Origin of the sequence: Bosea sp. OAE506 (assembly GCF_040546595.1) — a bacterium.
In the GTDB taxonomy this organism is placed as follows: Bacteria; Pseudomonadota; Alphaproteobacteria; order Rhizobiales; family Beijerinckiaceae; genus Allobosea.
In genome coordinates this window covers 3,108,812-3,128,450 of the sequence record NZ_JBEPOB010000001.1, presented here as the reverse complement: position 1 = coordinate 3,128,450, position 19,639 = coordinate 3,108,812, and the positions used below count along the sequence as shown (strand labels likewise).

Here is a 19,639-nt window from a genome sequence, read left to right as displayed (position 1 = left end):
CCGCGCGGAACCATCCGCGCCGCCACCGATTGGGTTTCCTGAAAAGCCAGGAGGATTTGGATGGCCCGTCGCGCACGCTACAAGCCCTATCGGCAACCCACCGGTGGATGGGGCTCGGTCAAGTCGCTCGGCCTCCATGTCGTCGGTCAAAATGCCTACCACAGCACGCCGGCGCTGCTCACGGACCACAACAAGGTCGGCGGCTATGCCTGCACGAGTTGCGCCTGGACCAAGCCGCGCGAGGCCCATAGCGCCGAATTCTGCGAGAACGGCGCAAAGGCGACCTTCTGGGACGTGACGACCCGGCGCACGACGCCCGAATTCTTCGCCCGCCACAGCGTGAAAGAACTGCTCGGCTGGTCTGATTACGACCTCGAGAATGCCGGGCGGCTGACGCATCCGATGCGCTACGACCGCACCTCCGACCGTTATGTCGAGGTGTCCTGGGCGGAGGCTTTCGCCGACATCGGCGGGAAGCTCAAAGGCTACGATCCGAAGTCGACCGTGTTCTACGCCTCGGGCCGGGCCTCGCTCGAAACCTCCTACATGTACCAGCTCTTCGCGCGGCTCTACGGGCACAACAACCTGCCCGACAGCTCGAACATGTGCCACGAGACGACCTCGGTGGCGCTGCCGCAAAGCATCGGCACGCCGGTCGGCACCGTGCTGCTCGACGATTTCGCCGCGACCGACTGCATCCTCTCCTTCGGACAGAATGTCGGCACAAACTCGCCGCGGCTGCTGCACACGCTGCAGCAGGTCCGCGAGCGCGACGTGCCGATCATCGTGTTCAACCCTCTGCGCGAGCGCGGCTGGGAAGCGTTCGTCAACCCGCAGCGCCCGGGGCAGATGCTCACCAACGCCCCGACGCAGATCGCGACCCAGTATCATCAGCCGCGCGCCGGCGGCGACATCGCCGCGATGCTGGGGATCGGCAAGGTGCTGCTCGCACTGGACGACGAGGCGAAGGCAGCCGGGCGGACGCGGGTTCTCGACGAGGCCTTCATCGCCGAGCACACCCAGGAATTCCCCGCCTTCGAGGCCAAGCTGCGCGAGACGGGTTGGGAGGAGATCATCGAGGCCTCCGGCCTGCCGCGCGCCGCGATGGAAGCCGCCGCCGCGACCTATGCCAAGGCGACGGCGACCATTGCGATCTACGGCATGGGCCTGACCCAGCACCGGCTCGGCGTCGACAGCGTGCAGATGCTGGTCAACCTGCTGCTGATGCGCGGGCAGATCGGCAAGCCCGGCGCCGGCATCTGCCCCGTGCGCGGCCATTCCAACGTGCAGGGCCAGCGCACCGTCGGCATCGCCGAGAAGGCCGAGTTGGTGCCGCTCGACAGGCTGGCGGAGCAGTACCGCTTCGAGCCGCCGCGCGAGGACGGTCTGGCGACGGTGGAAGCCTGCGAGGCGATCGTGGCCGGCGAGATCCGGGCCTTCGTCGGGCTCGGCGGCAATTTCGTGCGCGCCATCCCCGAGCGCGAACTGATGGAGGCCAAGTGGGGTGGGATCGACCTCTCGGTCCAGATCGCGACCAAGCTCAACCGCGGCCACCTCATCACGGGCCAGACCAGCTATCTGCTGCCAACGATCGTCCGCTCCGAGATCGACGAGCAGGCGGGCGGCCCCCAGATCGTCACCGTCGAGGATTCGATGACCTGCATCCACGCTTCGCGCGGGAAGTGGAAGCCGGCGGCCGCGACGCTCCTGTCCGAGCCGACGATCGTGGCCGAACTGGCGAAGGCGACGCTCCCACCCAATCCCCACGTTCCCTGGGACGCGTGGGTGGCCGATTATGCGAAGGTGCGCGACGCGATCGAGGCGACCTATCCCGACCAGTTCGAACGCTTCAACCAGCGGCTCGACATTCCCGGCGGCTTTCCGCGCCCGGTGGCGGCGCGCGAGCGGCGTTGGGAGACCGACAGCGGCAAGGCCCATTTCAAGGTGCCGAAGGCCCTCTCCGCCAGCTTCGACGACGGTCTTGACCATGGCGTGCTGCGGCTGATCACGCTGCGCTCCAACGACCAGTTCAACACGACCGTCTACGGCTATGATGACCGCCTGCGCGGCATCAGCGGCTCGCGGATGATCGTGATGATGAACCGCGACGACCGCATCCGTTTCGGCATCGCCGAGAAGGGCAAGGCACGGCTGACGACGGCTGTCGACGACGGCATCCTACGCTCGATGGGCGGGTTTGAGGTCATCGACTACGACATCCCAGCCGGGACCTGCGCCGCCTATTTTCCGGAATGCAACGCGCTGCTGCCGCTCTGGCAATATGCCGAGGAGAGCAAGACGCCGGCCGCGAAATCCATTCCGATCCGGGTCACCGCGGAATGAGTGGCACCGCCGACAGCTCTGCATCGCTCCCCACCATGCTGGCGCCGCCGGAGCTGAAGGACCGGGTCTTTGACGCGCTGGCGCAGAAGGCCGAACTGCCCCTGCGGGCGATGCTCGTGCTCGGGCTCCTCGCCGGCGTCTATATCGGCTTCGGCGGCCTCTTCTCGACGATTGCCCTCACCGGCGCGGACGCCCTGCCCTACGGGCTCGGTCAGGTCGTGGCGGGTCTCGTCTTCGCAGCGGGGCTGGGCCTCGTCATGATCGCGGGCGCGGAGCTGTTCACCGGCAACACGATGATGCTCGCAGGCGTCATGGCCGGGCGCATCGCGCTGCCCCGGGCCCTGAAGGCGCTCGCTATCGTCTACATCGCCAATCTCACGGGCTCGCTGATCCTGGCTGCGCTGGTCTACGGCGCTGGCCTGCACGAGACGCAGGGAGGCGCCGTGGGTCGCACTGCGGTCGACATGGCGCTTCGCAAAACGGAGCTGTCCTTCGGGGCGACCGTGGCCAGCGGAATCCTGGCCAACATACTGGTCTGCCTCGCGGTCTGGTGCGCCTATGCCGGCGAGACGGTGACGCAGAAGCTCGCCGGGCTGACGCTGCCGGTGGCGGCCTTCGTGGCAGCGGGCCTCGAACACTCCGTCGCGAACATGTACCTGCTGCCCTATGCCTGGCTGGTGGAGGCCGGCACGACCGACTCCCCGGTCGCATTGTCGCTCGGCGCCCTTCTCGGCAACCTCCTGCCTGCAACGCTCGGCAATCTGCTCGGCGGCACGCTGATCGCCGCAGCCTATCGGTTCGCCTTCGCTCCGGCATCCGCCGAGGCGCGCGAGGCCGAGCCGGCGACCGGAGGGACGTCGCGATGATGCAGCCGGGAGACCATCTCGATCCGGCCTGCCGCCCGGTGGCGAGCACGCGCTGGCGCTACGAGGCGGAAACGCAGACCGCCCGCGATACGGAGATCGCCGTCGAATGGCCGGTCAACATCCGCTACGGCTCGGTGCCCTATGCGGTGATGATGGCGACGCCGCTCGACCTCGAGGACTTCGTCACCGGGTTCAGCCTGACCGAGGGGATCATCGCCGAGGCAAGCGAAATCCGGAGCATCCGCGTCGCCGACGAGGCGGAGGCGATCACCCTTGATGTCGACCTCACACCGGGCCGCTTCCGGCAGCATCTCGGCCGGCAGCGCCGGCTGACCGGGCGCACCTCCTGCGGCGTCTGCGGCGTCGAGGATGCGAGCCAGCTGCCGCGGGCGGAGAAAAGCGTCGCAGCCCACGCGCCGATCGCCGCCGAGGCCGTGGCCCGCGCCGTCGGCGATCTGCGCTCCCACCAGCCGCTGCATGCCCGCACCCGCTCCGTCCATGGCGCCGTCTGGTGCGATCACGAGGGCCGCATCCGCCTGGCCCGCGAGGATGTCGGCCGCCACAACGCCCTCGACAAGCTGATCGGAGCGGTGCTGCGCACGGGCGAAGCAGCGGCGGACGGGTTCGTCGTGGTCACGAGCCGGGCTTCCTACGAAATGGTCGAAAAGACCGCGATCCTCGGCGCTGCGGCGCTCGTCTCGGTCTCGGCGCCGACCTCGCTGGCGGTGACCCGAGCAAGAGCCGCCGGGCTGATGCTGGTCTCCGTCGCCCGGGAGGACGGCTGCGAGGTCTTCTCGGGAGAACTCGCCGGCTAAGCCCGCGAAGAAACACGATCTCTGCACCCTGGTCTCCTGCCGAGGCCTGAGAGTTCGCGAACATTTTCTGAGCCAGCGTGCACGATCTTCATGCAGCTCGAATACTCAGTCGCCCACTGCGTTGCGCGCTCGCGACAGTCTCGCGTCGAACTTATCGAATACGGCTGCGTTGAGGCGGTGCGTCACCTCTCCCGCCGATCCGCAACGCCGCATTTTGGCGGCGTCAAACGGAAGTCGATCCGTGCCAGCGAGCCATTCGAACGCGCGCCGATTCTTCACGATGGCCTGCGGGTTTTGGGCGGGTGAGACCGCATTCAGGGCGTGGCTCCTGACCGCGACGGTGGCCGGATGCGTGGCCGCGCAGATCAGCGTCGCCGTCTGGATCAACAACTGGAACCGTCAGTTCTTCGACGCGCTGGAAACGCGGGATCCCCCGGCCATCTGGGCGGTGGTTGCCTTGCTGCCGGCGCTCGTTGCCACGGCTGCGGTGGTCCTGTCGGCCCTTGTCATCAGCCGGATCGCCCTTCAGATCCGGTGGCGCGAGTTCGTCACGACCAGGCTCATCTCGCGCTGGGTCTCTCGCCAGCGCTATTACCACCTGCAGTTCTCGGCACCCGACCTGCCTGCGCCCGAATACAGGATCGCCGAGGATGGCCGATTATCCGTCGAGCCCGTGGTCGAATTCGTCATCGGGCTGATCACGGCCGCGGTCAGCGCACTGACATTCGCGACGATCCTCTGGCGGGTGGCGGGATCGGCCAACTTCACGCTGGGCGGCACCCAGGTGGTGATCCCCAGCTACATGGCCCTATCGGCCATCCTCTATGCGGCCGTCACGTCCTACGCCGCCTATCTCGCGGGTTGGCCGCTGGTGAAGCGGATCGCCGGGAAGAACGAGGCGGAGGCGCGTTTCCGGGCGGAGATGACGCGCCTGCGCGAAAATGCGGAAAGCATCGCATTGATCCGCGGCGACGCCGATGAGCGTCTGTCGCTGATGCGAAACTACGGGCACGTGGTGTCGGTCTGGTTCGCGGTCATGCGTCAGCAGGGCGTTGTCGCGCTGGTCCTGAACGCCAACAGCGCGCTCTTCCCCATCGTGCCGCTCTTGCTGATAGCGCCGAAATTCGTGTCCGGCGAGGTCACGCTCGGGGCGGTCATGCAGATCGTGGCGGCGTTCATGGCGGTGCAGGCCGCCCTGATCTGGTTCGTCGATAACTTCCTGCGCCTGGCCGAATGGTTCGCGTCCGTCGCGCGCGTCGATGAACTGCAGCAGGCGCTGGATGAACGCGACGATGCGGCAGCCACCGTTCCGGAGCCTTGCCTCAGCGTCTCACATGGCGAGGTCGATGCGATCCATCTCGTGGACCTCTCCCTGCGCCATGCCAACGCGGCGCCCGTGCTCTCTCCGACATCCCTGGTGATCGATCGCGGCGAGCGCGTGCTCATCACCGGAGAAAGCGGCGTCGGCAAAAGCACGCTGATCAGAGCGCTGGCCGGCTTATGGCCCTGGGGCAGCGGCCAGATCCTCATGCCGAGGGGCCTTTCGCTGGCCTTCGTGCCACAGAAACCCTATCTGCCGATCGGTACACTTCGTACGGTTCTCCTCTACCCGCATGCCGCGAGCCCGCCATCGGATGATCGTCTCGTCGCGATCATGCAGCGTTGCGGACTTGCCGATATGGCGGCCCGTCTTGACGAGACGGCGCCGTGGGACCGCCTCCTCTCAGGCGGCGAACGCCAACGCATCGCCTTCGCGCGCCTGCTCGTACAGGCACCGGACATCATCATCATGGACGAGGCGACATCGGCGTTGGACGAGGCGAGCCAGTCATCTCTGCTGGCACTCTTCGGCGAGGAACTGAACGAAGCGACCCTGGTGAGTGTCGGCCACCGCCCGAGCCTCGATTCCTTCCATGATCGCAGGATCACGATGCTCAAGTCCGCCGAAGGTGCGGTGATCGTATCCGCGAGGTCTATTCCCGAGCGTCGCGTCACCGAACCCGGGCTGTCCTGATGACAGGCGGCACTGCTCACTACCCCTGCGGAGAGCGGGTGCCATCCAGGCCGTTCGAGTGGAGGGCAAGACAACGATCGACGAGCAATAACAAATGACATTCTTGCTCAAGCTGATCCTTGGTTCAGCCAAAATTTTGCTCGCGACGCTATAGATTCGGCGGGAACTAAAGCCGCTCAAAACTTGTTTCCGTCCCAGTCCGCTCCGGCGGAGGTTTCATATGTCAGGACAAGATCAGAGCGACGCTGCGGCCAGCGGTGAAGCGATGGTGCTTGCCGTCAGCACCGGAGCGAACGTTGCGTATCGGGATCGTTGCTCATCTCAAACATGCCATCCGGGAGCCATTCGCGGGCGGCCTGGAAATGCACACCTCGATGTTACAGAGCGCGCTCCAGCATCGCGGTCATGATGTCACCGTGTTCGCTTCATCGCGATCCGAACCGGAAGCGAGCGTCGAGGCGATCTGCGATGAGACGTCGCTGACCGAGATCGGCTGTGACGAGGCTCCCGATAAAGTCTTCTTCCAGGAGCATCACGCCTATCTGTCGCTCATGAACGGATTGAGGCATCGCGCCTTCGATCTGATCCACAACAACTCGCTGCACTATCTGCCCGTTGCCATGGCTGACGCATTGCCAATGCCGATGGTGACGACGCTTCACACGCCGCCCTTCGCCTGGCTCGAAAGCGGAGTGCGGCTGTGCAAGGCGCCGCATGCGACCTTCGTGGCCGTATCGGAGTCGATCCGGCGAACCTGGAGCCGGGTCGCTCCCATCGACCACGTCATCATGAATGGCATCGACCTGAACCGCTTCTCGTTCAGGGCGCACGCGGCCGTCCCGCCCTACTGGGTCTGGTATGGACGGATTGTTCCGGAAAAGGGCCTCGATCACGCCATCGCAGCGGCCGATCTGGCAGGAGCGACATTGCTGATCGCCGGCCCCATCTCCGATCAGGATTATTTCGATCGGCAGATCGCCCCGAATCTCGATGAACGGGTCAGGTACCTCGGACACCTTCCGCATTCTGAGCTTGCAGGCGTCATCGGTGGCGCACGGACCTTCCTGTGCACGCCGTGCTGGGAAGAGCCCTATGGCCTGGTCGTCGCCGAAGCCCTGGCCTGCGGCGTTCCCGTGGCCGCCTTTGCGCGAGGCGCCATACCTGAACTGCTCGATGCCGCCACCGGCGTCCTCGCAACGCCGGATGATCCGGTCTCCCTGGCGAAGGCAGCCTTGGCTGCCCAGCAACTGGACCGGCAGGCCTGCCGGGAGAGTGCCGCGCGTCGCTGCGACGCCAGCCGGATGATCGACGAATACGAGGCGCTCTATGTCGATTTGATCGAAAGGGCGTCCGCCAGGGATCCCGAAACGAAATTTGCGGCCTGAAAGGCCTGCTGACGCAAGGATCCGCCTCATGACCCGTGACCCGCGCGACGATGTGAAAGCGACCGTTGCCGGCAGCGGCGGCGCGCTTCTGCCTGAGGACACGTTGGTCTCCGAGACGACCCGGCTATTCGACCCCGAGCCTGTCAGCGCGCCCATGGTTCACGCCCGCGGTGTCGCGGCGCTGGGCTTCGCCTGACGATGGCATCGCGCGTCGCTAACGAGGGTTCGACAGATCGGGGCGCTATGCCTGCCCTGCCCTTCTGCGTTTGCGTCCCCGCGCGCAATGAGGAGGAGCGGCTGCCGCGCTTGCTCGAGGCGCTGGCCGCACAGGATGTCGAGGGTCTGATCCAGGTCGCGATCTGCCTCAACAACACCACGGATCAGTCGGCCGACATCATCGCGACCCTGGGCAGCCGGCATCGCGAGCGGCTAGCGATCGATCTCGACGTGGCGACGTTTCCACCCGAACGCGCGCATGCAGGATCAGCCCGAGCGGCCGCCATGGCCGCCGGCTTAGCCAGGCTGCCGTCGCCCAACGGCGTTCTGATCACGACCGATGCCGATGCGCGACCGCCGGCGAACTGGATCGTCACCAATCTAGCAGCCATCGCTCGGGGGGCGGATATCGTCGGCGGCCGTCTGCTCTTCGACGAAGACGAAGACATCCCGTTCGGTGTCGCCGCAGCTCGGGCGCTGTGGGATCGCTATTGGGCCGCAGTCCGTCAGATCGAGGATGAAATCGATCCCTGTGAATGGGATCCGCCACCCCGCCACGGCGATCACACGGGGGGCAGCCTCGCCATCACCACGGAAATGTATCGACGGTCCGGCGGCGTTCCCCCGATCGCCTTAGGCGAGGATCGCGCTCTCGTCGAAGCTGCCGTCATGGCCGGAGGACGCCTCGTCCATCCCCCCGAGGTCTGGACACGCGTGTCGGCCCGCCTCGATGGCCGCGCAGCAGGCGGCATGGCGCAGATGATGAGGCGGATGGCCGATACGGCGTCGCGGGGAGCCGTCGAGATGGCTCCCGCTCTCAGCCATTGGCGCGAGCGCGCGATGTGGCGCCGAGACAGGCGGCAGGCCGTCTGCGCGAAGAGCCGTTTCATCGCGGCCGAGCATGCCTTGCCTCCGATGCCGCACGATGCCGTGCTCGCCGACATCGCGTTTCCGTCAGCCGCCGGCTCCGGCGCAGGCGGTGTCCGATGACGGGACCCATTGGCTACTACGTCCATCATCATGGCGATGGGCACCGCCAACGCGCCCTGGCGATTGCGCAGGCGGCCCCCCATGGACGGTTCACCCTGATGGGAACAGGTCTTGCCGGCCGCACCGAGGGCGTCCCCTGCCTCGACCTTCCGGATGACCGGCTGACCGCACGTCTCGCCTTTGACGGGCACGATGACGCGCATGACCGGCCACAGACCCTGCATTATGCCCCCTCGCATCACGACGGTATCCGCAGCCGCGCCGCCCTGATCACGGACTGGATCGCGCGGGAGCGCCCATCGCTCATCGTGGTGGATGTCTCGGTCGAGATGGCGATGCTCTCGCGGCTGGCCGCGACGCCGACTGTTTATGTCCGTCTCGCCGGCCTGCGTGATGACACAGCCCATCTCGAGGCGTTTCGCGGTGCGAGCGCGATTCTCGCGCCGTTCCACAGCGCGCTGGACGATCCCGCCATGCCCGCATGGGTGCGCTCCAAGACGCATTTCTGCCCCGGTCTGACATCGGCCTCTCGCCCGGTCGAGGCCGGCTGCCGGGACACCATCCTCGTCGTCTACGGCAAGGGGGGCGCGGGCGGGGATGGCGACGCACTCGCGGCGGCGGCTCGCGCCTCGCCGTGTTTCAACTGGCGCGTGATCGGCCCGGTTTCACATCCGCGGTCGAGCCCTGACAACCTCGCCATCCTCGGCTGGACGGACGACGCAGAGGGCGAGATCGCACGCGCCGGCCTTGTGATCGGCGCGGCGGGAGACGGCCTCGTCAACGCCGTGACCGCCATCGGGCGCCGCTTCATCTGCCTTCCCGAACCACGCCCCTTCGACGAGCAGACAGCGAAGGCCCGTCGGCTCGCCGCGCTTGGCGCCGCCATCGTGATCGAGCGCTGGCCGGAAGCGTCGGACTGGCCGGCGCTGCTCGCCGCCGCGCAAGCCTTGGACCCCGGCGTCCTGACCCAGCTGCATGATCGCGACGGTGCGCGCCACGCGGCCGACTTCCTCATCGCAACGGCAAAGGAGGGTAGCCCCCGTGCATCAGAGTGATCGCCTGCGAAGCGGGGATGCGTTGCCACCGTCGCAGCAGGATTTCCGACCCCGCGTTCTGGGTGTGTTCCAGCGCCTGGTCGAATCCGGCGCGCGGTACGATGCGGCACCGCTCTATCCGCTGGAAAGCGTCGAAATCCTGCGCAACATCGGCCTGCATCGCCTGTTCGCACCCCCGGAAAGTGGCGGAGAGAGCTTTGCCGATGAGCGGGCGACGAACACGGCGCTGCTCGGCGTGCTCCGGATCATCGGTCGCGCTGATCTGAGCCTGGGACGGATCTTCGAGGGCCATGTCAACGCGCTGAAGCTGTTCGCCTGGTTCGGCTCCACCGCTCAGAAGGCGACGCTGGCGTCCGCGCTGAGGGATGGCGCCTTCTATGGCGTCTGGGCTACCGAGCCGCCGCCGGGCGTCATCCTCAGTCGCAACGGCGAGAACTGGCTGCTGACCGGCGCCAAGGCCTTCGCGACGGGGGCCGGCGGCCTGGCCGCTGCCATCATCACCGCGCGTGGCCCGGACGACGCGACGCAACTCGTCATGGTGCCGGCGAATATCGCAGCCCGCGCCGACCTCTCGGGCTGGCGCGTGCGCGGCATGCGGGCAACCGGCAGCGGCAGCTATGATCTCACGGGCATGCAGCCGAACCAGGAGCAACTCCTCGGCGCTCCCGGCGATTATACCCGGGAGCCGCGTTTCACCGCCGGGGCGTGGCGCTTTCTCGCGGTCCAGCTGGGCGGCATCGAGGGCCTGCTCGCCGAGACGCGGTCGGCCATGTCGGAGGCCGCGCGCAATGACCCGCTGCAACGGGTCAAGTTCGGCGAGGCTGTCGCGGCCTCCCGGACAGCCTATCTCTGGGTGCGCGAGGCAGCCCAGCGCGCTGCCGACGAATCCGCCGATGCTCCCAACTTGGTGCGCATGACCCGCGGCATCGTCGAGCGGGCAGCCCTCGACGTGATGGAGCTGTCGGCCCGGATCGTCGGCACGCGCAGCGCTTTCGACGGCCAGCGCATCGACAAGATCATCCGGGATCTGAGCCTTTATCTGCGCCAGGCCGGTCCGGATTACGCGCGCGATCAGGCGGCCATCGCCTGGCTCGACCATGATGTCTTCGACGAGGACGACCGGCTGTGGTGACGCCGCCCTTGTCTGCGCGCGCGCTCGCTTCGAGTGCGATGGCCTCCGCACGCTGGCTTGTGCTGGCGCCTCACGCCGACGACGAGACGCTCGGGTGCGGTGCGTTGATTGCCGACGCGGCATCGCGAGGCGCCCTGGTAGCCGTTGTGATCCTCACCGATGGGGTTGGGTCGCACCCGCATGACGGGCCAGGATCCCGCGCGCGCCTTGTCTTGGCCCGTCGCCGGGAGGCTGCCCGCGCGGTCAGGATGCTGGCGGGGCCCGCCCAGCCGATGCCGCTCTTCCTGGACTGGCCCGATGCGCAGCCCTTCGCGGCAGGCGAACACGGCTTCGAGCGGGCAAGGCGCAGGTTGAGCGCCCTCTGCCGCGAGCGTCGCGTCGATGCGCTGGCCGTCACCGCGCGACATGAGCCCCATTGCGATCATATGGCGGCCTATCGGCTGGCCTGCGCCGCTGCTTCCAGCGCCCTGCGTCCAGTCACCGTGTTCGAATACGTCGTGTGGGCGCCCGAGCCGCCGGGCGAAGGCTATCGGGCGCTGCGGACGCCGCCGATGCCGCTCGGCCTGCGCAACGCCGCGCTCGCGGCTCATCGCAGCCAGCTCACGCCGCAATTCGGCGAAGGTTTTCGCGTGCCGTCCGCGATGATGCGCATGCCGGCGTTCGACCTGCTTTACCAAAGGACGGGCCACCATGCGCCCGCCTAGAAGCCTGCCGCCTGCCTATTTCGAGGGGATGTTCAAAGGCACCCCCGATCCCTGGGGCTTCGAGACCAGCCGCTATGAGCAGAACAAGTACGATCACAGCATCGCGGCCCTGAGCGGTCGCCGTTACGGACAGGCCTTCGAGATCGGCTGTGCCAACGGGGTTCTCACCCAACGGCTCGCGCATCACTGCGATGACCTGCTGGCGGTCGATGTCAGCGAGACAGCGCTCGCCAGCGCGCGCGCGCGCTGCGCCGGCCAGCACAATGTCCGCTTCGCCTGCATGAATTTTCCAGGCGACACGCCGACAGGAGCTTCTTTCGATCTCATCATGCTGTCGGAGGTCGCCTATTACTGGGACGATGCCGACCTTGCGCACGCCGCCCGCGAGTTGGTCGCGTTGCTCGCTTTCGGCGGTGATCTGCTGCTCGTCCACTGGACCGGCGCGACGGACTATCCCCAGAGCGGCGACGGCGCCGTCGAGGCTTTGCGCCGCTCAATGGCATCCGCGGTCGAGACGGTCATCGATGAACGCCGGCCTGAATATCGGCTCGATCTCTGGCGTCGGCGGCCGGCGTGATCAGCGTCCTCACCCTGGTCAAGAACCGCGAGGCGCACCTGCAAAACCTCGTGGAGGGCTTGCGCCGCAGCACCATGGCGCCGCATGAACTCGTCATTGTCGATATGAGCGACGTGCCGGTCGCGCAGCCCGTCGCAGACTTTCCCGTCAGGCTCGTACGCCTTGCCACCGATGGCTTGCCCCTGGCAAAGGCACGCAACCTCGCCGCAGCCCACGCCGGTTCGCCATCGCTGCTGTTCCTCGATGTCGACTGCATCCCGGGCTCGGACCTCGTTTCCACGATGGCCGGCGCGATGAGGCAGCGGGACGCTCTGATCTGCGCCGAGATCCTCTATCTGACGGATGCCGACACGGCCCACCAGGATTGGTCGGACGCGTCGCTGAAAGCAGCAGGTGTGCCGCACCCCGCCAGGCGGTTCCCGCCATCCGGACTGGCTTCCGAACCCAATTTCGGGCTGTTCTGGTCCCTTGCGTTCGGAATCTCCGCCAATGCTTTCACCAGCATCGGCGGTTTCGATGAGGCGTTCACCGGCTACGGCGCCGAGGATACCGACTTTGCCTTCCGTGGTCGGGACGCGGGCCATGAGCTGTGCTTCCTCGGCGGCACATACGCCTATCATCAGCATCACGGCGTCTTCGACCCGCCCCTCCAGCATTTCGAAGACATCTGTCGCAACGCTCGAACGTTCTACGGAAAATGGAGAGAGTGGCCCATGGCGGGGTGGCTCGACGCCTTCGAAGATCTCGGCTTGCTGACCCGGGAAAGCGACCGCCTCACGGTCATTCGGCCTCCAACCCGTCGAGAAATCTGCGACGCCCGGCGTCCCGATTGGCAGCCCTATTGACCCAGCCCGGGAGCCTGGGCTGGCCGGAGACAATGTAAGACCAGCCTCTGGCGCGTCGGGACGGGAACCAGCCGGATCGAAACCGGCTTCAGCCGAGATGGACTATCTGCCTCACATGACACGCTACGTATTTCCGCGGGATCTATGAGGAGCAGCGGCATGTCTGATGCCGTCCCGCATGAGACGAGCACGCCGCAAAGCCTCGCGCCGATCGATTCGACCACGTGTCAATCGAAGGTCGCCGCGATTGATGAAAGCCGCAAGCTTCGAGGGGACCCGAACCCGGAACCGCCAGCCGTCGCCGTGGCGCGCGAGGAAAGTGTTGTGCCCACGCATGTGCCCAGCCCTGTGGCAAACTGGACGCCAGCTTCCAACCAACTGCGCTAACTTGCTGATTTTATGGGGAAAGCCACCGGAGTGGCTGGGGGACTAGGATTCGAACCTAGACAACCAGAGTCAGAGTCTGGGGTCCTACCGTTAGACGATCCCCCAATGGCGTGAGGCGCGATCCGCGCTCGCCTTTGGTGTCGCGGGGTCTAATCAAAGCTTCGGCGAATGGCAAGCCCCGAAATGCCGGTTCCCGCTCGGGTCGGCTGTGGGCGCTGCAGCGGCTGTCGCGGCCGCTGCGGGCCGGGGGCTACTCCTCGCCGCGCTTCCGCACTGACCCGGCCTGGCCGGGCCGAATCGCAGTCGCGCCACTATGCGCTCCTTCGCGGACCCGCCTGCCGCTCAGCCCGTGCTCAGCGTGCGCCTGACAGCATCGCGCCAGCCCGCGATCTTGCGGTTGCGCTCGCTGGCCGCCATGCCCGGCGTGAAGCGCCGCTCCAGCCGCCAGAGATCGGCAAAACGGTCGGGCTCTGGCAGCAGGCCGGCATCGAGCCCGGCGAGATAGGCCGCGCCCAGCGCGGTGGTCTCGCGCAGGCTCGGCCGGTCCACGGGCAGGTCGAGCAGATCGGCGAGGCGCTGCATCGTCCAGTCGGACGCCGCCATGCCGCCATCCACCCGCAGCACCGAACGCGTGCCCTGCCCGGCCCCGCCCGCCGCCTTGGCCCAGTCGGCATGCATCGCCTCGATCAGGTCGAGCGTCTGATAGCAGACACTCTCAAGAGCGGCCTTGGCGAATTCGCGCGGGCCGGAATTGCGGGTCAGCCCGTAGATCGCGCCGCGCGCCTCGGCGTCCCAATGCGGCGCGCCCAGCCCGACGAAGGCCGGCACCAGATAAACCTCCTGCGCCGGATCGGCGGCGCGCGCCAGCGGGCCGGTCTCGCTCGCCTCCTTGATCAGGCCGAGCCCGTCGCGCAGCCATTGCACCGCCGCACCCGCGATGAAGATCGAGCCCTCCAGCGCATAGGTCCGCCGGCCCTCCAGCTGATAGGCGACCGTGCTGAGCAGCCGGTGCTGCGAGGCGACCGGCGCGTCCCCGGTGTTGAGCAGCGCGAAACAGCCCGTGCCATAGGTCGACTTCACCATGCCCGGCGCGAAACAGGCCTGGCCGATCGTCGCCGCCTGCTGGTCGCCGGCGATGCCGCGCACGGGGATGGCGGCGCCCAGCAGCGCCGGGTCGGTCTCGCCGAACAGGCAGGCACAATCCTTCACCTCCGGCAGCAGCGAGGCCGGGATGTTAAACAGCGCCAGCAACTCCTCGTCCCAGACGCCGCGATGGATGTCGAAGATCAGGCTGCGCGAGGCGTTTGTGGCGTCCGTCGCGTGCACGGCCCCGCCGGTGAGGCGCCAGAGCAGGAAGCTGTCGACCGTGCCGAAGGCGAGTTCGCCGGCTTCCGCTCGGCGCCGGGCGCCGGGCACATTGTCGAGCAGCCAGGCGATCTTGGTCGCCGAGAAATAGGGATCGATGCGCAGGCCCGTGCGGGCCGCGATCAGCCCCTCATGGCCGGCGGCGACGAGGGCGGCGCAGGCCGGCGCCGTGCGGCGGTCCTGCCAGACGATGGCGCGGTGGATGGCGCGGCCGGTCCGCCGGTCCCAGACCAGCGTCGTCTCGCGCTGATTGGTGATGCCGATCGCGGCGATGTCGGCAGCCGACAGCCCGGCCTGGGCGATCGCCTCGCGGCAGGTCGCCAGCACGCTCTCCCAGATGTCCTCCGGCTCGTGCTCGACCCAACCGGAGGCCGGGAAATGCTGGGCGAATTCGCGCTGCGCGCTGGCGACGAGCCCGAGGCCCGAATCGAAGACGAGGGCGCGCGACGAGGTCGTGCCCTGGTCGATCGCGAGGAGATGGCGTGCGGCGGCCATGGTCGGCCTCCCTTTCTGCGGCTGCGGCCCGTCTGCCGGGCCCGTGGCGGCGGAGACTGGCCGATGCCCGCCCGCCAGGGCAAGGGGCTGGCTCCACTGCCGATCGGGCCGCGACCGAATGTTCCGCTTGGCACTGCGGTCCCGCTGTTGTTACGCTTTGATTCCAAAGGGCCGGGCCATGAGCCGGCCGGCGCGGCGACAGCCGGAGGAACGGGCGGAGTGGAGGTCGAGGACCGGCAGGAACGCAATGTCGCGGCGACGGCGCTGCCGCTTCTGCATGGCGGCCGTCCGCAGCCCGGCGTCGCGCTCCGCGTGCCCTCGCTTGCCTCTCCCGAAACGGCACCGCTCCCGTCCCTGCCGGACGCGGTGATGCCGACCGCGATCCTGCCTGCTGCGGCGCTTGCGGCCGAGGCCGCAGCGCTCGACCAGCGCGCCCTTCCGCGCAGCCCGCCCGCGACCTATGCCGCGCTCGATCTCGGCACCAACAATTGCCGCCTGCTGATCGCCCGGCCGGCCCAGCACGGCTTCCGCGTCGTCGACGCCTTCTCGCGCATCGTGCGGCTGGGCGAAGGGCTCGCCGCCAGCAGCCGGCTCTGTGACGCCGCGATGGACCGCGCCGTCGAGGCGTTGAAGATCTGTCGCGGCAAGATGCTCCACCGCAATGTGACGCGCGCCCGGCTGGTGACGACGGAGGCTTGCCGCGCCGCCGTCAACGGCTCGGATTTCGTCCGCCGCGTCGCCGCCGAGGCTGAGCTCGATCTCGAGATCATCGACCAGCGCACCGAGGCAACGCTCGCCGTCTCCGGCTGCGCCGCCCTGGCCGACCCGGCGGCAGAAGGCGTCATCGTCTTCGACATCGGCGGCGGCTCGACCGAGATCGTCTGGATGGGCGGCCGCAACGAGGCGCGCGACCCCGCCGCCCGCATCCGCGAATGGGCCTCGCTGCCGATCGGCGTCGTCACTGTGGCCGAGCGCTATGGCGGCGTCGATGTCAGCCGCGAACTGTTCGAGACCATGGTCGAGGATTGCGCCCGCGAGCTCGCAGGCTTCGCCACGAAGGCCGCCGCCGCCCGCGGCGCCAAGAATTTCCACCTGCTCGGCACCTCCGGCACGGTGACGACAGTGGCCGGCATCCATCTCGGGCTGGCCCGTTATGATCGTCGCGAGGTCGACGGCTTGTGGATGCGGCAGGACGATATTCTCGCCGTCATCGACCGCCTCGTCGAAATGGACTATGCAGCCCGCGCGGCCAATGCCTGTATCGGCCGCGAGCGTGCCGATCTCGTCCTGGCCGGCTGCGCGATCTTCGAGGCCATCCGCCGCGCTTTTCCCAGCGAGCGGGTGCGGATTGCCGATCGCGGTCTGCGCGAGGGCATCCTGCTCAGGATGATGCATGAGGACCGCGCCTGGTGGCGCCGGAGATGAGATGACCCTGTTCCCCCGCCCTGCCTTCGCGATCCGGACACCGGCATGAGCGGCGGCGGCAAGGCCGGGAGCAAGGGCACGGGCTCCGCGAAAACCGGCGCGACCAAGGCCGGCGGCGCGCGCGTGCCCGGCAAGCAGGCCCCCAAGAGTGTGGCCGGCGGCGGCGGCTCGCGCGACATGCGCGTCAAGGTCAAGAAGGCCGGCAAGCTCAAGCATTCGTCGCAGCTCTGGCTCGAGCGCCAGCTCAACGACCCCTATGTGAAGCGCGCCCGCGAGCTGGGCTATCGCTCCCGCGCCGCCTTCAAGATCGAGGAGATGGACGACAAGTACCATTTCCTGAAGCCGGGCCAGAAGCTGATCGATCTCGGCTGCGCGCCGGGCGGCTGGTGCCAGATCGCGGCGGCGCGCATCGGCCTCGACAAGGGCAAGGGCCGCATCGTCGGCATCGACCTGCTGCCGGTCGACCCCATCCCCGGCGTCGAGCTGGTCGAGATGGACTTCATGGCCGAGGAGGCCCCCGCCCTCCTCACCCAGCGCCTGGGCGGCCGGGCCGACGGTGTGATGTCCGACATGGCCGCCAACACCACCGGCCACAAGAAGACCGACCACATCAAGATCATCGCGCTGGCCGAAGCTGCGCTCGAGTTCGCCCATTCTGTGCTGGCGCCCGGCGGCTTCTTCCTCGCCAAGCTCTTCCAGGGCGGCGACAGCGCGACCCTGCTGGGCGGGCTGAAGCGCGACTTCACCACCGTGCGCAACATCAAGCCGGCCTCAAGCCGCTCGGATTCCTCGGAGCTCTATGTGCTGGCGACGGGGTTCCGGCGGAGGGCGGAAGAGCCGGGCGAGGACGCCGCTTGACCCACAGGGTCGGCAGCGGCGCGGTTGCCGGTCAGTCCCGTTCCGGAAACAGGTCGGTCGGCAGCCTGTCGGGCCTGTAGGTCCCCGGCTTGCTCTTCTCCACCGAGTGCCAGATCCACATCCCGAAGCCGATCAGTCCCAGCATCGGGAACAGCATCTCAGCGACGGGGATGTTGCCACCCGCCGTCTTCAGCAGGATGAAGCCGCCTGCGCCGCCGAAGACGATCAGAAAGAAAACCAGCGTGATCTGCAGGACCCGGTGCCGCCCCTCCGGCACGCCGCGCAGGAAGCGGATGCGCGCGGCGTCCTCCAGCGGAATGCGCCGGTGCAGATCCTCGACGAAGGCGATGAAGACGGGATCGCGATTGGGATCGTCGGCGCCCCAGGGCGTGCCGGACTGAACCTGCAGCGGGTTGCCGCGATCGAAGACGAGTTCGATCATCGCCTCCCAGGGGCTGTTTGTGCCGCCATTCAGGGCCTGGATCCGCACCGAGCGCAATTGCGAGTAGGGACGCAGCCCGGCCCGACCGTCGAGCGCGTAGCTGATACCCTCGTCGCTCAGCGTCAGCCGTGCCTCCGCCAGCTTAAGGCGCATCGAGCCATCGCCGATCGCGAGGTCGTAATCAGCCGGGGCGCGGGGTTCCGCCGGGTCCATGCCTCATCCTGCCCTGCCGCAGCGGCAGATGACAAGACGGGCAGCGACGGCGGCTATTCCAGCGGCTTCTGGTCCGAAATCGCCTGGGCCGTCGCCTTGGGGGCACTCGTCGGCGCACCGCCCAGCAGATGCCCGGAGACTTCCGCCCCGGCGTCGGGTGCGAGCCGCGCCATCATGAACACCGACGAAGCCGAGATCAGCCCGACCAGGATGAAGGCGGGCCAGAAATCGCCCGCGCCGAGCGCCGACCCACCATGGAGCGCGCCTGCCGCCTCCAACGCGAAGGCCCCGATGGTGACGCCCATGCTGAGCGAGAGCTGCTGCGCCACGCTCGACAGGCTGGTCGCGCCCGACATGTCCTTGTTGGAGACGTCGGCATAGCTGAGCGCATTGATGCCGGTGAACTGCAGCGAGCGGAAGCAGCCGCCGATCAGCAGCACCGACAGCATGATCCAGTGCGGCGTCGAGGGGGTGAACAGCCCCGACGCCGCCAGGAAGGCCGCGCCGACCACCGCGTTGAAGGTCAGCACGCGCCGGAAACCGAAGCGCGCGAGGATGGTCTTGGCCGCCGTCTTCATCAGCAGCGCGCCCGCTGCCGAGACGAAGGTGATCAGCCCCGATTGCAACGCGTCCAGCCCGAAGCCGAGCTGCAGCATCAGCGGCAGCAGAAAGGGCACGGCGCCGATCCCGGTGCGGAAGATCGAGCCGCCGATCACGCCGATCCGGTAGGTCGGGATCTTGAGCAGCGACAGGTTCAGCACGGGATGGGCAATGCGTCGCGAATGGAACCAGTAGCCGATGAGGGACGCGATCCCGGCGGCGACGCAGGCATAGGACACCGCTTCGTGCACGAGATGGCGCCCGCCTGTCGCCAACCCGAGCATCAGGCTGGCGAAGCCGAAGGCCGACAGCAGGAAGCCGCGAATGTCGAGCGGGGCGACGTCCTCCTCGCGCACATCCTCGAAGAACAGGGTCGCCAGCACGATGCCGACGATCCCGATCGGGAGGTTGATGAAGAAGATCCAGCGCCAGTCGAAATAGGTCGTGATGAAGCCGCCCAGCGGCGGCCCGACGACGGGGCCGACCAGCGCCGGCACGGTCAGATAGGCCAGCGCGCTGACGAGCTCGGCCTTGCTGACGCTGCGCAGGATGACCAGCCGCCCGACCGGAACCATCATCGCCCCGCCCATGCCTTGGACGAAGCGCGCGCCGACGAAGGCGCCCAGCGAGTTCGACAGCGCGCACAGCACCGAGCCCAGCATGAACACCGCCAGCGCCGCCCGGAAGATCGTGCGCGCGCCATAGCGGTCCGCCATCCAGCCGGAGATCGGGATGAAGACGGCCAGGCTGACGAGATAGGAGGTCAGCGCCAGCTTGAGCGCGATCGGGTCCTCGCCGAGCGATTGCGCGATCACCGGCAGCGAGGTCGCGATCACCGTCGAATCGGTGTTCTCCATGAACAGCGCACAGGCGACGATCAGGGGCAGGAGCTTGGCGCGCTGCAAGACGGGC

Annotated in this window: 18 protein-coding genes and 1 tRNA gene; 15 read left to right on the top strand and 4 right to left on the bottom strand. The window is 67.7% G+C overall.

Features of this window, described 5'->3' with window-relative positions; all coding sequences use genetic code 11:
• The first annotated feature begins 60 nt into the window (after positions 1-60).
• The 13 genes from ABIE41_RS15285 (at position 61) to ABIE41_RS15225 (ending at position 13,329) form a co-directional block, all read left to right on the top strand.
• Positions 61-2,343, top strand: coding sequence for an FdhF/YdeP family oxidoreductase (locus ABIE41_RS15285; RefSeq protein ID WP_192641198.1), 2,283 nt, complete (start codon positions 61-63; stop codon positions 2,341-2,343).
• The gene (locus tag ABIE41_RS15280; protein ID WP_192641197.1) at positions 2,340-3,209 is read left to right on the top strand and encodes a formate/nitrite transporter family protein; all 870 of its coding nucleotides are present in this window, start codon (positions 2,340-2,342) and stop codon (positions 3,207-3,209) included. The genes ABIE41_RS15285 and ABIE41_RS15280 overlap by 4 nt, the downstream gene beginning before the upstream one ends.
• Complete coding sequence (gene fdhD / locus ABIE41_RS15275; protein ID WP_354192411.1) at positions 3,206-4,024, top strand: formate dehydrogenase accessory sulfurtransferase FdhD; 819 nt, start codon at positions 3,206-3,208, stop codon at positions 4,022-4,024. The genes ABIE41_RS15280 and fdhD overlap by 4 nt, the downstream gene beginning before the upstream one ends.
• Before the next feature lie 280 nt (positions 4,025-4,304).
• Positions 4,305-6,038, top strand: coding sequence for an ABC transporter ATP-binding protein/permease (locus ABIE41_RS15270; RefSeq protein ID WP_354193469.1), 1,734 nt, complete (start codon positions 4,305-4,307; stop codon positions 6,036-6,038).
• 296 nt (positions 6,039-6,334) lie between these two features.
• A complete protein-coding gene (locus ABIE41_RS15265) occupies positions 6,335-7,423 on the top strand; it encodes a glycosyltransferase (protein ID WP_192641195.1) in 1,089 nt (362 codons plus the stop codon).
• 28 nt (positions 7,424-7,451) lie between these two features.
• Positions 7,452-7,619 (top strand): hypothetical protein, encoded by a 168-nt coding sequence (locus tag ABIE41_RS15260; RefSeq protein WP_192641194.1) that lies wholly within the window; start codon positions 7,452-7,454, stop codon positions 7,617-7,619.
• Positions 7,620-7,666: 47 nt separating this feature from the next.
• Complete coding sequence (locus tag ABIE41_RS15255) at positions 7,667-8,629, top strand: glycosyltransferase (protein ID WP_210320816.1); 963 nt, start codon at positions 7,667-7,669, stop codon at positions 8,627-8,629.
• Positions 8,626-9,684, top strand: coding sequence for a glycosyltransferase (locus tag ABIE41_RS15250; RefSeq protein ID WP_192641192.1), 1,059 nt, complete (start codon positions 8,626-8,628; stop codon positions 9,682-9,684). Before ABIE41_RS15255 ends, ABIE41_RS15250 begins: the two co-directional genes overlap by 4 nt.
• Complete coding sequence (locus ABIE41_RS15245) at positions 9,605-10,816, top strand: acyl-CoA dehydrogenase family protein (protein ID WP_192641191.1); 1,212 nt, start codon at positions 9,605-9,607, stop codon at positions 10,814-10,816. Before ABIE41_RS15250 ends, ABIE41_RS15245 begins: the two co-directional genes overlap by 80 nt.
• Positions 10,810-11,520, top strand: coding sequence for a PIG-L deacetylase family protein (locus ABIE41_RS15240; RefSeq protein WP_354192407.1), 711 nt, complete (start codon positions 10,810-10,812; stop codon positions 11,518-11,520). The genes ABIE41_RS15245 and ABIE41_RS15240 overlap by 7 nt, the downstream gene beginning before the upstream one ends.
• Positions 11,507-12,097, top strand: a complete 591-nt coding sequence (locus ABIE41_RS15235) for an SAM-dependent methyltransferase (protein WP_192641190.1) — start codon at positions 11,507-11,509, stop codon at positions 12,095-12,097. Before ABIE41_RS15240 ends, ABIE41_RS15235 begins: the two co-directional genes overlap by 14 nt.
• On the top strand, positions 12,094-12,942 hold the full coding sequence (locus ABIE41_RS15230) for a glycosyltransferase family 2 protein (protein WP_192641189.1): 849 nt from the start codon (positions 12,094-12,096) through the stop codon (positions 12,940-12,942). Before ABIE41_RS15235 ends, ABIE41_RS15230 begins: the two co-directional genes overlap by 4 nt.
• Positions 12,943-13,101: 159 nt before the next feature.
• Positions 13,102-13,329, top strand: coding sequence for a hypothetical protein (locus ABIE41_RS15225; protein WP_192641188.1), 228 nt, complete (start codon positions 13,102-13,104; stop codon positions 13,327-13,329).
• A 31-nt stretch (positions 13,330-13,360) separates the two neighbouring features.
• Here ABIE41_RS15225 and ABIE41_RS15220 read toward each other — a convergent pair.
• Together ABIE41_RS15220 and glpK are read right to left on the bottom strand one after the other, a co-directional pair.
• Positions 13,361-13,434: transfer RNA gene (locus ABIE41_RS15220), tRNA-Gln, on the bottom strand.
• Between the two features lie 237 nt (positions 13,435-13,671).
• Positions 13,672-15,189: a glycerol kinase GlpK gene (glpK, locus tag ABIE41_RS15215; RefSeq protein ID WP_192641187.1), complete on the bottom strand. Its 1,518-nt coding sequence runs from the start codon at positions 15,187-15,189 to the stop codon at positions 13,672-13,674.
• A gap of 369 nt (positions 15,190-15,558) precedes the next feature.
• Here glpK and ABIE41_RS15210 point away from each other — a divergent pair, with 369 nt between their 5' ends.
• Positions 15,559-16,614 (top strand): Ppx/GppA phosphatase family protein, encoded by a 1,056-nt coding sequence (locus ABIE41_RS15210; protein WP_192642793.1) that lies wholly within the window; start codon positions 15,559-15,561, stop codon positions 16,612-16,614.
• A gap of 45 nt (positions 16,615-16,659) precedes the next feature.
• A complete protein-coding gene (locus tag ABIE41_RS15205; RefSeq protein ID WP_192641186.1) occupies positions 16,660-17,472 on the top strand; it encodes an RlmE family RNA methyltransferase in 813 nt (270 codons plus the stop codon).
• 31 nt (positions 17,473-17,503) lie between these two features.
• Here the strand turns inward: ABIE41_RS15205 and ABIE41_RS15200 are convergent, their stop codons facing one another.
• A complete protein-coding gene (locus tag ABIE41_RS15200) occupies positions 17,504-18,127 on the bottom strand; it encodes a hypothetical protein (protein ID WP_192641185.1) in 624 nt (207 codons plus the stop codon).
• A 53-nt stretch (positions 18,128-18,180) separates the two neighbouring features.
• On the bottom strand, positions 18,181-19,632 hold the full coding sequence (locus ABIE41_RS15195; protein ID WP_192641184.1) for an MFS transporter: 1,452 nt from the start codon (positions 19,630-19,632) through the stop codon (positions 18,181-18,183).
• Between the last annotated feature and the right edge of the window lie 7 nt (positions 19,633-19,639).

Coding starts and splice junctions, on each gene's coding strand:
- ABIE41_RS15260 (WP_192641194.1), top strand. CDS start 7,452: ATGACCCGTGACCCGCGCGACGATGTGAAAGCGACCGTTGCCGGCAGC.
- ABIE41_RS15200 (WP_192641185.1), bottom strand. CDS start 18,127: ATGGACCCGGCGGAACCCCGCGCCCCGGCTGATTACGACCTCGCGATC.
- ABIE41_RS15270 (WP_354193469.1), top strand. CDS start 4,305: ATGGCCTGCGGGTTTTGGGCGGGTGAGACCGCATTCAGGGCGTGGCTC.
- fdhD (WP_354192411.1), top strand. CDS start 3,206: ATGATGCAGCCGGGAGACCATCTCGATCCGGCCTGCCGCCCGGTGGCG.
- glpK (WP_192641187.1), bottom strand. CDS start 15,189: ATGGCCGCCGCACGCCATCTCCTCGCGATCGACCAGGGCACGACCTCG.
- ABIE41_RS15255 (WP_210320816.1), top strand. CDS start 7,667: ATGCCTGCCCTGCCCTTCTGCGTTTGCGTCCCCGCGCGCAATGAGGAG.
- ABIE41_RS15250 (WP_192641192.1), top strand. CDS start 8,626: ATGACGGGACCCATTGGCTACTACGTCCATCATCATGGCGATGGGCAC.
- ABIE41_RS15235 (WP_192641190.1), top strand. CDS start 11,507: ATGCGCCCGCCTAGAAGCCTGCCGCCTGCCTATTTCGAGGGGATGTTC.
- ABIE41_RS15210 (WP_192642793.1), top strand. CDS start 15,559: ATGCCGACCGCGATCCTGCCTGCTGCGGCGCTTGCGGCCGAGGCCGCA.
- ABIE41_RS15225 (WP_192641188.1), top strand. CDS start 13,102: ATGTCTGATGCCGTCCCGCATGAGACGAGCACGCCGCAAAGCCTCGCG.
- ABIE41_RS15285 (WP_192641198.1), top strand. CDS start 61: ATGGCCCGTCGCGCACGCTACAAGCCCTATCGGCAACCCACCGGTGGA.
- ABIE41_RS15205 (WP_192641186.1), top strand. CDS start 16,660: ATGAGCGGCGGCGGCAAGGCCGGGAGCAAGGGCACGGGCTCCGCGAAA.
- ABIE41_RS15280 (WP_192641197.1), top strand. CDS start 2,340: ATGAGTGGCACCGCCGACAGCTCTGCATCGCTCCCCACCATGCTGGCG.
- ABIE41_RS15245 (WP_192641191.1), top strand. CDS start 9,605: ATGATCGCGACGGTGCGCGCCACGCGGCCGACTTCCTCATCGCAACGG.